The 9993-nt window shown below is 69.0% G+C and carries 13 protein-coding genes and 2 pseudogenes; 3 read left to right on the forward strand and 12 right to left on the reverse strand.

Annotation, left to right across the window (positions count from 1 at the left end; genetic code table 11):
- Positions 1-66 precede the first annotated feature (66 nt).
- The 8 genes and pseudogenes from ACZ68L_RS45880 to ACZ68L_RS45915 all read right to left on the reverse strand — a co-directional run bounded on the left by ACZ68L_RS45880 (position 67) and on the right by ACZ68L_RS45915 (position 5175).
- Positions 67-1191, reverse strand: a complete 1125-nt coding sequence (locus ACZ68L_RS45880) for a hypothetical protein (protein WP_469590732.1) — start codon at positions 1189-1191, stop codon at positions 67-69.
- Positions 1188-1523 (reverse strand): helix-turn-helix domain-containing protein, encoded by a 336-nt coding sequence (locus ACZ68L_RS45885; protein ID WP_469590734.1) that lies wholly within the window; start codon positions 1521-1523, stop codon positions 1188-1190. Before ACZ68L_RS45885 ends, ACZ68L_RS45880 begins: the two co-directional genes overlap by 4 nt.
- The gene (locus ACZ68L_RS45890) at positions 1520-1957 is read right to left on the reverse strand and encodes a tyrosine-type recombinase/integrase (protein ID WP_469590736.1); all 438 of its coding nucleotides are present in this window, start codon (positions 1955-1957) and stop codon (positions 1520-1522) included. Before ACZ68L_RS45890 ends, ACZ68L_RS45885 begins: the two co-directional genes overlap by 4 nt.
- The gene (locus ACZ68L_RS45895; RefSeq protein ID WP_469590738.1) at positions 1954-2619 is read right to left on the reverse strand and encodes a hypothetical protein; all 666 of its coding nucleotides are present in this window, start codon (positions 2617-2619) and stop codon (positions 1954-1956) included. Before ACZ68L_RS45895 ends, ACZ68L_RS45890 begins: the two co-directional genes overlap by 4 nt.
- A gap of 274 nt (positions 2620-2893) precedes the next feature.
- A complete protein-coding gene (locus ACZ68L_RS45900) occupies positions 2894-3505 on the reverse strand; it encodes a hypothetical protein (protein ID WP_469590740.1) in 612 nt (203 codons plus the stop codon).
- A 139-nt stretch (positions 3506-3644) separates the two neighbouring features.
- Positions 3645-3812, reverse strand: a pseudogene (locus ACZ68L_RS45905) (recombinase family protein); the annotation flags it as partial.
- 187 nt (positions 3813-3999) lie between these two features.
- Positions 4000-4368, reverse strand: a complete 369-nt coding sequence (locus tag ACZ68L_RS45910; protein WP_469590741.1) for a VOC family protein — start codon at positions 4366-4368, stop codon at positions 4000-4002.
- 33 nt (positions 4369-4401) lie between these two features.
- The gene (locus ACZ68L_RS45915; protein WP_469590743.1) at positions 4402-5175 is read right to left on the reverse strand and encodes an SDR family oxidoreductase; all 774 of its coding nucleotides are present in this window, start codon (positions 5173-5175) and stop codon (positions 4402-4404) included.
- A gap of 80 nt (positions 5176-5255) precedes the next feature.
- Here ACZ68L_RS45915 and ACZ68L_RS45920 point away from each other — a divergent pair, with 80 nt between their 5' ends.
- A complete protein-coding gene (locus ACZ68L_RS45920; RefSeq protein ID WP_469590744.1) occupies positions 5256-5834 on the forward strand; it encodes a TetR/AcrR family transcriptional regulator in 579 nt (192 codons plus the stop codon).
- Positions 5835-5854: 20 nt separating this feature from the next.
- Here ACZ68L_RS45920 and ACZ68L_RS45925 read toward each other — a convergent pair.
- From ACZ68L_RS45925 to ACZ68L_RS45940, 4 genes and pseudogenes are all read right to left on the reverse strand, one after another.
- A pseudogene (locus ACZ68L_RS45925) lies at positions 5855-6082 on the reverse strand (Tn3 family transposase); the annotation flags it as partial.
- Entirely contained in the window at positions 6021-6899 is an 879-nt protein-coding gene (locus tag ACZ68L_RS45930; RefSeq protein ID WP_469590746.1) for a hypothetical protein, read from the reverse strand. The pseudogene ACZ68L_RS45925 and the gene ACZ68L_RS45930, both read right to left, overlap by 62 nt.
- Complete coding sequence (locus tag ACZ68L_RS45935) at positions 6896-7672, reverse strand: TnsA-like heteromeric transposase endonuclease subunit (protein WP_469590748.1); 777 nt, start codon at positions 7670-7672, stop codon at positions 6896-6898. Before ACZ68L_RS45935 ends, ACZ68L_RS45930 begins: the two co-directional genes overlap by 4 nt.
- A gap of 372 nt (positions 7673-8044) precedes the next feature.
- Complete coding sequence (locus ACZ68L_RS45940; RefSeq protein ID WP_362454355.1) at positions 8045-8884, reverse strand: SDR family oxidoreductase; 840 nt, start codon at positions 8882-8884, stop codon at positions 8045-8047.
- A 92-nt stretch (positions 8885-8976) separates the two neighbouring features.
- On the opposite strand from ACZ68L_RS45940, the gene ACZ68L_RS45945 reads away from it, so the two are divergent.
- Both ACZ68L_RS45945 and ACZ68L_RS45950 read left to right on the forward strand, forming a co-directional pair.
- A complete protein-coding gene (locus tag ACZ68L_RS45945; RefSeq protein WP_469590751.1) occupies positions 8977-9348 on the forward strand; it encodes a winged helix-turn-helix transcriptional regulator in 372 nt (123 codons plus the stop codon).
- Positions 9349-9719: 371 nt separating this feature from the next.
- Positions 9720-9993 (forward strand): HTH domain-containing protein (locus tag ACZ68L_RS45950; RefSeq protein ID WP_469590753.1); only part of this gene is annotated, 274 nt, incomplete at its 3' end.

Here is a 9993-nt window from a genome sequence, read left to right on the forward strand (position 1 = left end):
CGTAGGCAGGCTTGTTGTGATGTGGACCGTTGCCAATCGCCTGGGCGCGGTTGCTCGCGGTTGGCGTCACGCAACCGGGTTCGGGCGGCAGACGCGGCTCAGCGGCTGCGCGTAGAGGAGAACGATGACTCCGGCGACGCGGAGTCGCATCGGTATCTCCGTATCGGTCAAAAGCCTGCCCAGGGCGGCGAGGCGTTCGTCTTCGCTCAGTGCGGGCCGACGGGAGATCTTCATTGCGGGGATGGCCACGGAACGTCGGCAGTGACGGCCCTGCCTGGCCCAGTTGAGGAAGCCTCTCAGGCGGGTGCGGGCGTGCTCGGCGTTCTCGGCGAACCAGGCGTCGATGTCGACCTGGCCGCATGACGCAAGGGTGGTGTTCCGCCCGCCGAGCCATTGCAGGAAAGCGGCCGCGTACTTGATCTGTTCGCCGGCGAAGCGGCGGACGCTGGGTGTGATGTGGCTTCGCTCGGCTCGGGCCCGCAGTCCGGGGAGGACGTGCCAGGTCGCGAAGAGCCTGATCGTCTTGGCGTGCTCGGGATCGCCGATGTCGGCCAGGTGGCCGGGAAGCCAGCGCTGAAAGGAACAGAGGTGCTTGTCGACCGCGGGCAGGACTCCGCATGCCATGAGGAGTTCTTCCAGGTGAGAGGCCGCCCGCCAGGGCTGGAGTTCGTGGAACGCGTCGTGGGTCAGCGGAATCTCGCCCAGGCCTAGCCGGCGAAGCAGCTGCGAGGCGTTTCCCAGCTGGCCGCGGCGCATATCCAGCCAGGCCAGTCCGCTTCCAGGCTTGTCCATCGTCACCAGCAAGTCGAACAGCGGGACCAGCGCGGGACGGACGCGGCCCGTGCCGTCGTCGAGGAGCGCGGTGAGGCGGTCGGTGAGCGTGCAGCGTTCGCAGAGCCGGCCGCGCAGGAGCTTGCCCTCGAAGCCGCAGTGTGAGCAGTCGAAGGTCTGGGAGAAGCCGGCGCAGGTGGTGCAGATCGCAGCCCTGTCACCAGGACGGAGCCCAGGAAGGGCCCGGTCCTCGCCGCATCCCGGGCAGGTGCCCCGTGTCCGGACAGCTCGGTCCGAACAGGTCCGGCAGACGTATCCGTCCGGCCAGGTGCCGGCCTTGTGCCTGCGGAGACCGCAGCGGCAGCAATCGGCCATGAACCAGCGCTCGTACTGTTCGTCGGTGGCGTAGGTGCGGGTCATGCGTCGGGCAGGATGCGGGCCGCGCGGGGGCGGAGCTTCGCAACGTTCGAAGGCGGGGTGGGGAGGTCGCCGCTGGCGGTCTTGCGGACGCCGGCGTTCTCGGCGGTGGTGGCCACCAGGTCGGCCGGGGTGCAGGACAGGATGTCGCAGAGCGCGGCCATGACCTGCAACGACAGGCGTTCGGGGGTGCCGGAGACCAGACGGTGCACCTGGGAGGCGGACAGGTCGATGCCGCGTACGCGCAACAGCGGCACCAGTTCGGTGGCCGTAAAGATCTGGTGCTGGGCCATGACCTCGCGCAGTCGCCAGGTGTAGCCGACCTTGCGTTTCATGCTTGCCTCCCGGTCTGGGTCTGGAGGGCGGCGGCGATGGTGGAGTCCAGATGCCGCCGCAGGGTGCGGGTGCGGAAGTCCGAGGACACGCAGGTGTAGAGCGAAGTGGTGCTGGCGTGTTCGTGGCCGACTTGCTCCTGGACGAAGCGAGGGTCCCAGCCGTCCTCGATCAGGTGCGTGACGTAGGACCTGCGGAAGGAGTGGAAGTCGAGCCCGTCGTCCAGGCCGAGGGCCTTGCGGTAGGTGATGAAGCGGGAGTTGAGCCGCTGGCAGCCGATCCGCAGCCCCCGCTCGGAGGGCCAGGCCGCAGGGTTGTTGTCGGTGCCGAACAGCGGGCGGACCTCGGTGAACCACTCGTCCAGGACGTCCGGGGTCCAGTCGAAGACGGTCAGCACCCCGCGTCGTTTGGGCGGCGAGCCCTTCTTGGCCTTCACTCGCCGAACTCGCCGCCGTGCGGGTTGCGGCCGAAGTCGGCGGCGTCGAGCATCCGTGTCTCGTTTCGCCGCGTCCCGAAGGCGTAGGCGGTCTTGAACAGCGTCGCGTCGCGGAAGGCGGGCAGCCAGCCCTTGCGGCCGAAGGCCCGGATGCGGGCGACCTCGTCGTCGCAATGTGCGAAGAAGGCGTGCAGCTCGGCCTTGGTGAACGCGCGCTTCTTGGCGTCCGCCTCGTTGTCCTGGACGTGCACCGTGGTGTTCCATTCGTGTACCACCTGAACCGGGTGGGTCCCGAACCGCTCCTCACAGGTGGCCGTCCACTCGTAGAGCGGATCGGTGATGAAGTGGCAGAACGCCCGCACGGCCTCCGAGTACGAGCGGATCGTGGAGCGCTTCAGATCCCGCAGTGAACGCAGGTCACCGAGCCACTCGTCGACCATCGCCGGCGTCCAAAGCCAGGGATAGGTATTCACGTAGGCCGCGAACGCCTTGACCGTGTTCTCGCGGCCCTCCACCGTAGTCCGGGCCAGATTCCGCGCGAGCTGCTGGTTGGCGAACCCCGTCAGCATCGCCGTGAAGACCTGATCTTCCGGCCGCAGCAACGCGACCCCGTCGACCAGGTGCAGCCTCGCCGCCCCCGGTATCGCTCCGTTGAACCCCACCGATTCACCACTCTCCGCGACTCGCATCAGATGCGAGAAAACCGCATCCTATGCGAGTCGGCGGTGGAGCCCCAGGTCAGCCCCCTGCGCGGACCGCAATAAGGCCCAAGACGCGGGTATCGTCACCACCGGAGACCACGCTCAAGTCCGCAGGTCCGCAGCGCGATTGCCTTTGTCCCCCCGGGGGATTCGCCGACCGTCGCGAGTTCGCATCCGATGCAATTGGCGGCGGTCGGAACATCGGTACAGCGGTTGGCGCTGAGAACGATCATGGTCAGAGCGTGAGTGCGCTGACCCGGTTCTCGTACTCTCGGCGGGCCTTGCGCTGGGCCGGGACTGCGGGGAGGTCCTGGCCGCCGTCGAGCGGCTGGCAGCGGGCGAGGAGCTGGCGGTGTACGGCGGGGACGGCGCTGACGCGCAGGGTGTAGCCCTGGCCGCGCCGTACGGTCGTCCCCTGGTCGAGCGCGGCTCGTTCGTCGGGCTCCAGCTCGGTGGCGCGGAGGAAGTCGGCGACCTTGCCCGGCACGTCGAGGGTGACCGGCAGCTCCGGGGCCGGGACGTCCTCCTGGCCCTCGGCGGTGTGCTCCGGCAGAAGGTCGGCGACGGCCGTGCGGATCGCCCCGCGGCTGACGCCGTGCTCGCGGGCGAGGGCGGCGATCGAGCGGCCTTCCAGGAATGCGGTGCGCACGTCGGCGGTCTTCGCGGCCGCCACGGCGGGGCGGCGCCCGCCCTTGTTTCCCTTGGCCTCGGCGGCACGCAGTCCGTCGTATGTCAGCTCGCGCTGGAGGTCTCGCTGGAGTTCGCCGGCGGCGGCGAGGGTCTGCACCATGAACTTCACGGTGGACAGCAGCTCGCCGGTGCGGGGGTGGCGGGCGGTGAGGTCCATGGCGGAGAACGCGCCGTCGTGGATGCGCAGGGCGAGCTGGTCGCGGTGCAGGACTTCGAGGACGTCGAGGATGCTGGTTGCCGCGCACGAGGCGGAACATCTCGGAGATGTGCACGGTGTCGCCCGGCCGCGCGTAGGTGAGCAGTTCGCCGAACTTCGGGCGCTGGAGCGGGTGAAGGCGGCTGGACGTGCCCGGGTCCTCCTCGAAGAAGACCGGGTCCTCGATCCCGGCCTCCTCCAGGACGAGGTCCTGCCGGGCGGTGGACTGTTGGTCCGTCGAGACCCGCTTGTAGACCAGGTTCGCCACCGAGGGGCCCCTTCCGTACGGAGGATCGGACCCTATCTGTCGTCAAACCCTGTCAGCAATCACCATCGGATCTGATTGGATTCGCGCCGCCTCGGACCCCCGGATTGCACGGGTTCATTGGACGCGTCGGCCGCCTGTCGTCAAATGATCGTTTGAAGACAGGCGCCCACGATGAGCGATGGCAGGCTCAGGCCGCGCGGAGGCAGAAAGGATGTCCGGCGGGGCTGGCGTACACGCGGCTGCCGGTGCTGGTGTCCGAGCTGGGCTCCTCTGTGGGGCGCAGGCGCAAGGCGCCGGCATCGATGGCGGCGCGGTCGGCGGTCGCGAGGTCTTCGACGGCGAAGTCGAGGTGCATCTGCTGGGGAGCGCCGTCCGGCCAGCCCGGGGCGGTGTGGTTGGGGGCGGACTGGATGACGATCACGGGCAGGCCGGGTGGCTGGATGAAGTGGTGGGTGGGGGTGGTGGTGGTCGAACCGCCGAGCAGGCGGTGCCAGAAGGTGCCTTCCGTCTCGATGTCGGCGGCGTCGATGATCACAGAGGTCAAGGTGAGGGGCATGGCGGTGTTCCTGCTCTTGGTGCTGGTTGGTGTTCAGACGGTGGGAAGGATGCCGCCGTCGACGCGGAACTGTGCTCCGGTGAGCCACTTCGCGCGGCTGGAGGCGAGAAAGGCGATCATCTCGGCGACGTCCTCGGGGTCTCCGGGGCGGTCCATGGGGATTTTCAGGTGGTTCACGATCTGGCGGGTGATCTCGTCCGTGGTCACGCCCTGCTGCTCGGCCATGTGCCGCAGGTGGGCGGTGGCGCCGTCGGTGACGACGAAGCCGGGAAGAACGCAGACCACGCGTACCCCGCGTTCGCCGACCTCGGTGGCCAGTTCGCGGCTGTAGGTGTTCAGCGCGGCCTTGGCTGCGGCGTAGGAGGCTTCCGTGCGCTGGGGCAGCTGGCTGGCGATCGAGGAGACGTGCACGACGACGCCGGAGCCCCGCTCGACCATGCCCGGCACCAGGGCCCGGTCCAGGCGCACGGCGCTCAGGAGGTTCATCCCCAGGTCCGCCTGCCAGGACTCGTCCGACCGGCTCAAGGTCGGTGCCGGGGGGCTCGCCGCGCCGGCGTTGTTCACGAGGACGTCCACGCCGCCCACGTGGTCGATGACGCGGCGGCCGAGGTCGGCCACCCCCTCCGGCGTGGAGAGATCCGCCGGCATGAAGATGGCGCCGCTGTTCTCTGCGGGCTGGCTGCGGGAGGCCGTCAGCACGGTCGCGCCCGCGGCGACGAACCGGCGCACGGTCGCCGCACCCAGGCCCCGGCTGCCGCCGGTGACCAGGATCCGCAGGCCCTCCAGCTCCTCATTGATGGTGGGCATCGGATAGTCCTTCCGTAAGATGAACCTGACTCCGGAAACGATACACAGAAACGGAACCGGACTCACCTTATGGAGGTTCCTTGCCGTCATCACGCCCGCTGCGCGCCGACGCGCGCCGCAACCGGGAAGCCCTGCTGTCCGCCGCCCGTGAAGCGTTTCTCGCCGGTGACACGGACGCTCATGTGGAGGAAATCGCCCGCAGCGCCGGAGTCGCCGTCGGAACGCTCTACCGGCACTTCGAGACCCGCGAGGCACTGATCGAGGAGGTCTACCGCAAGGAGGTCGACGACCTGTGCGCCGCCCCCGAGCAACTGCTGGAGCACCACGCCCCGCAGGAGGCCCTGCGCCGCTTCCTGTTCCTGCTGGTCGACCACGCGGCCGTGGGCAAGGGGATGTCCGTCGCGCTGGAGAGCATCATGGCGAGCGACTCACCGGTCTTCGACGACGCCCGCACCCGCATGGGCGGCGCTCTCACCCGCCTCCTCGACGCCGGATCCGCGGCCGGCACCGTCCGCGGCGACGTCACCGGCCCCACCCTGCTGCGGGCCCTGGGCGGTATCTGTGCCATGCGCGTGAGCGACGGGTGGCTCGACGAAGCCCGCCAGATCACCAACCTCCTCTTCGACGGCCTGCGCCACGGCCTCCCGCGCGCGACCTGAGCCGAAGAGCGCGCGCCTTGCTACTCCTGCCCGTCATCGTCCTCGTCCAGCTCTGGCCCGTCCGGGTCGCGCAGCGGGCGCAGAGCGCCGGCCGCCGGGGTGGATGAGGTGAAGCTGTAGCGGCCGAGCAGGTTCAGGTTCCTGTGCTTGAGCGGCGACAGGCGAGCGATGTCCTCGTCCCGGATCTCATGGCCCTCGGCACGGAGCGCCTCGACGGCCGCGTCGATGTACTTCGTGGTCCACAGCACGAACCCGGGGCCCGGTGTCGTCCAGCATCTCCGCCGTCCCCAGATAGCGCTGGCGGGCGCCGCCCGGCCCGAACCACTCCCGCCAGACCCGGGCCAGGGTGTCGCAGCTGGGGACGTCCTTCGTCGGGAAGCCGGGGAACCGCTCGGCCACGTACTGGTGCAGCAGACGGTGCTTGCCCCGCATGGAGATCCGCGATCGCCGCACCGACTCCTGGCGAACGGCGAGGATCGCCTCCCGGATCTCCGACCGGACGACCCGGCCGGTCCTGCGTCGGGTCCAACGGCCGTCCGCGCAGGCCAGTACCAGCTCGTCAACGTGCGGCGCCGACAGACGGATCAGCGTGCGCTCGCTCATCCGCTGCAGCCCGAGCAGCTCGGCCTCCAGCGGGTCGAGGCCGCCCAGCTCCTGGGCCTTGGTCCTGCGGCGCTGCATCAGCGTCGTGCGGGCCGGATCGTACTCGGCCCGCGGCTCGCCCGGCCGGGCCTTGGCCGGGTGACCGTCACGGAACCCGGTGACCGCCTCACGGACGTGCTCGGCCCGCAGACGGGCACGCTGGAGCTGGATCGGTGTGAGGTCCGCCAGCGTCCGCGGCTGGGCCCGCCTGCCGTCCCGGCCGGACACCTCCGCCGACTTCTCCAGAGGTTCGGGGCGGTGGTGCATGAGCCAGCTGACCGTCCGGTCCTCCGTCCGGCCCTCCGAGCTGACCAGGACGACGCGGCCATGCTGGGGCTCCACCTCGTCCACGACCCAGTCGACGCCGTCGATCCGGAAACCGGCCCCCGGCGCCAAGTCCAGCAGCCTCTGCGCGGCCGTCACCGGCCCTCCGCCCAGCCCGCCGGCCAGACCAGGGAAGAATCCCCCAGCGGACGGCCCAGGTCGAAGCCGAGTTGGCGCTGCCAGAGCAGGTGAATGGCGTGAGCCCGGCCCACCGCCGGCAGCCGTGTGGCCTGTACGAGTTCACCGAAAGGAACCAGCCCGTCGGCCGCGGCATCAAGAAGGTCCGGCTGGCAGCTCAGTTGGTCGGTCAAGGACCGGCGTTGAGCCGACAGCGCGTCCAGACCCGAGAGCACGTGCGCTCGCCATCCGGTGATCACCGAGTAGCGCCAACCGCAGGCGGCCGCCGCCTCCCGGGACGCGGCGAACTTCACCGCGTCCATCTCGCCGATCAGCCCCGCAGGCCGGATATCCAGCAGCCAGTGCCCGCCATCGCCCATCACGGCCAGGAAATCCGGGATGTGTCTGGCATGGCCGTCGACTTGCTCGAAGCTGAGAGCGAAGGGCTGCGGCAGCACCTCGATCACCGTCATGAAGTCCAGGGCCAGCAGGGCCGCCCTCTCCTCCAGCGACTCGAAGCCGTGCTTCCGCCCTGTCGAGACCAGGAACTCCAGCCCCGGACGATGTCTTTGCTTCGTCCTCCAGGTGAACCCGCGAACCGGCTGCGACGACAACACCTGCACCGAGCCCATGTCCCGGACCGGCCAGACGACCTCCGCCCCGTTGATCCGCCAGGCGGTCGTCCAGCGGCTCGCCCAGTTTTCCCGCATGACCAGCCGCGTACGGACCTCATCCAGGCTCCCGTACGGCGACATCAGATCGTCCAGGACACAAGCGTCGGATCGGACTTGGGCGGCAGCCTTCGGATTCACCGCACCAGATCACCAGCTCGTACGGCGGCCCCGCAGCAGTTGATCACAACTGATCACTTCGCAGAGTGATGAGCCGGGACACGATAGATGGAACCAGCGTGGTGTGGTGACCTGGCGGTTTCGGCCCTGCGGGACACGCTTGTTGGAACCATCTGGTCACGCTTCTTGCAACCTGCGGCGGCCTGTTCGGCAGGGCCTGGCCTGAGGGCCTGCGCGGCTCGGTGCCCCGCGCGCCGGCGGCGGCGGTACGAAGGTGGGCGCCTCGTGCGGTCGCAGCCGCACGAGGCTGCCCGGGTGCTTCAGTTGAGTTGTGCCTCAGCGGAAAGCGGCGATGTTGCGGGCGACCCAGCCGTTGAAGGGGTGCGGGGCACGGCCGAGGACTCGTTCCACATCCGGGCTGATCCGCAGTTCGGCCGGGTTCGGGGCGGAGATGATGTCCAGGGTGTCGTCGGCGAGTTCCATCGGCACGAACTCCGTCATCGTGGCCTTGGCCTCACTGCGGGTGAGTTCGTGAAACCGCACGGGCGAGCCGAGTGCGGCGGCGATCTCCTCCGCCTGCTGACGCGGCGTGATGACCTCTGGCCCGGTCAGCTCGTACACCCCGCCGGTGTGCCGGTCGTCCAGCAGGCAGGCCGCCGCGACCTCGGCGATGTCCGCCGGGTCGACGACCGGCACCCCCACGTCGCCGAAGGGCGCGGCGACCATCCCTTGCGTGCGGACGGACTCCGCCCAGGCCAAGGCGTTGGAGGCGAAACCGCCCGGTCGCAGTACTGCCCAGTCCAGGCCGGACTCCCGCAACGCGTCCTCCACCGTGCGCATCGCGACCCGCGACGGGCCGAGCGGCCTGGTCGCCACGCCCTGCGAAGACAGCAGGACGACCCGGCGAACCCCGCTGGCCGCAGCCAGGCCGATGATGTCGGTCGGCCTGGCTGCGGGGGCGTGAAGGTCGCCGGACAGCAAGAGGAACAGAGCCTTTGCCCCGTCCAACATGGGTGCGAGGCCTGTCGGCTCGGCCAGGTCGGCCGCCACATGCCGGACTCCGTCTGGCATCGCCACCGCCCGCCGTGACACCGCCGTCACCTGCTCACCCGCCTCGGCCAGGGCCTGCGTCAAAGGTCGGCCTACATTGCCGGTAGCTCCGGTCACCACGATCATCTTCAGCTCCTAGTCCGTTGTGCGCTGCGGTAATTGACGCTAGGAGCCAGGCTTACTCTTCGTAAGAACATACCCAGAGGTAAGCTCCGGACATGAGGGAAGGCATGCAGGTGACGCCAGCCGAGGCGGGCAATCGGTATGAGGTGTTTCACACCGACTGCCCCGCGCGTGACGTGGTCGATCACGTGACCAGCAGGTGGGGTGTCTGGGTGCTCATCTCCTTGCGAAGCAACGATCTTCGGTTCTACGAGCTGCGCGACACCATCCGGGGCATCAGCGAGAAGATGCTTGCTCAGACCCTGCGCGCGCTGGTCCAGGATGGCCTGGTCTGGCGGAAGGTAGAGCCGACGACGCCGCCCCAGGTCACCTACGGGCTGACCGAGTTCGGTCAGGACATTGGCGAGCCGCTGACGGACTTGTTCAACCGGATCACACAACGGCTACCGTCGCGAAGCCCGGAATAGTGGGGTAGGGGTCGGTCTCGAAGGTGAATCCAGCGTGACCTGGGCACATGGGTGGCAGTCATCGTGCACCTGGCCTCGATCCTGTCCTCCTCCCGCCTCCGCTGACTCGTTCCAGCCCGACTGTCCAGGGCCACTCCGGCTCAAACGAATTCACCCCTACCGAGTGGCACACAACCACCGGTTCCCACCGTCGTGGCCAGGTTCCAACCATCGTGTCTCGGCTCAAGTGACCACGGAGCAACATCAGCGTCGTTTGCCAACAAGCGTGCTGAATTGCCAACTGTGCTGCGTCGTCTCAACCCCTTCGACGGGCAGGGAGCCCATCCGGTCGTCGGCCTCTGTCCACAGGTCCGGCAGGGCGGAATGATCACATGACTGCTGACGACGTACAGCGCGCGGCCCGGACCCGCTCCAAGATCATGGACGGCCTCGCCCGCGCGGAGCGCGCCCTGTTCACCCGCGCCGCGCCGAAATCCGCGCGAGCCCAGATGAAATTCCTTCGCACGCGGGAGAAGGGCTCCACCAAGACTCTGGCCGAGCGCCTGGGCGTCTCCCGTAAGACGGTGCAGCGCTATGCAGTGCTACCTCTCGGGTGCCTCCACCAAGCCGAACAAGCGCCTCCAGGAGGCGCTGGTGCAGAGGAGA

It is taken from the genome of Streptomyces sp. NPDC104309, from assembly GCF_055584025.1.

Coding starts and splice junctions, on each gene's coding strand:
- ACZ68L_RS45880 (WP_469590732.1), bottom strand. CDS start 1,191: ATGACCCGCACCTACGCCACCGACGAACAGTACGAGCGCTGGTTCATG.
- ACZ68L_RS45885 (WP_469590734.1), bottom strand. CDS start 1,523: ATGAAACGCAAGGTCGGCTACACCTGGCGACTGCGCGAGGTCATGGCC.
- ACZ68L_RS45900 (WP_469590740.1), bottom strand. CDS start 3,505: ATGGACCTCACCGCCCGCCACCCCCGCACCGGCGAGCTGCTGTCCACC.
- ACZ68L_RS45910 (WP_469590741.1), bottom strand. CDS start 4,368: ATGCCCCTCACCTTGACCTCTGTGATCATCGACGCCGCCGACATCGAG.
- ACZ68L_RS45915 (WP_469590743.1), bottom strand. CDS start 5,175: ATGCCCACCATCAATGAGGAGCTGGAGGGCCTGCGGATCCTGGTCACC.
- ACZ68L_RS45935 (WP_469590748.1), bottom strand. CDS start 7,672: ATGTCGCCGTACGGGAGCCTGGATGAGGTCCGTACGCGGCTGGTCATG.
- ACZ68L_RS45940 (WP_362454355.1), bottom strand. CDS start 8,884: ATGATCGTGGTGACCGGAGCTACCGGCAATGTAGGCCGACCTTTGACG.
- ACZ68L_RS45945 (WP_469590751.1), top strand. CDS start 8,977: ATGAGGGAAGGCATGCAGGTGACGCCAGCCGAGGCGGGCAATCGGTAT.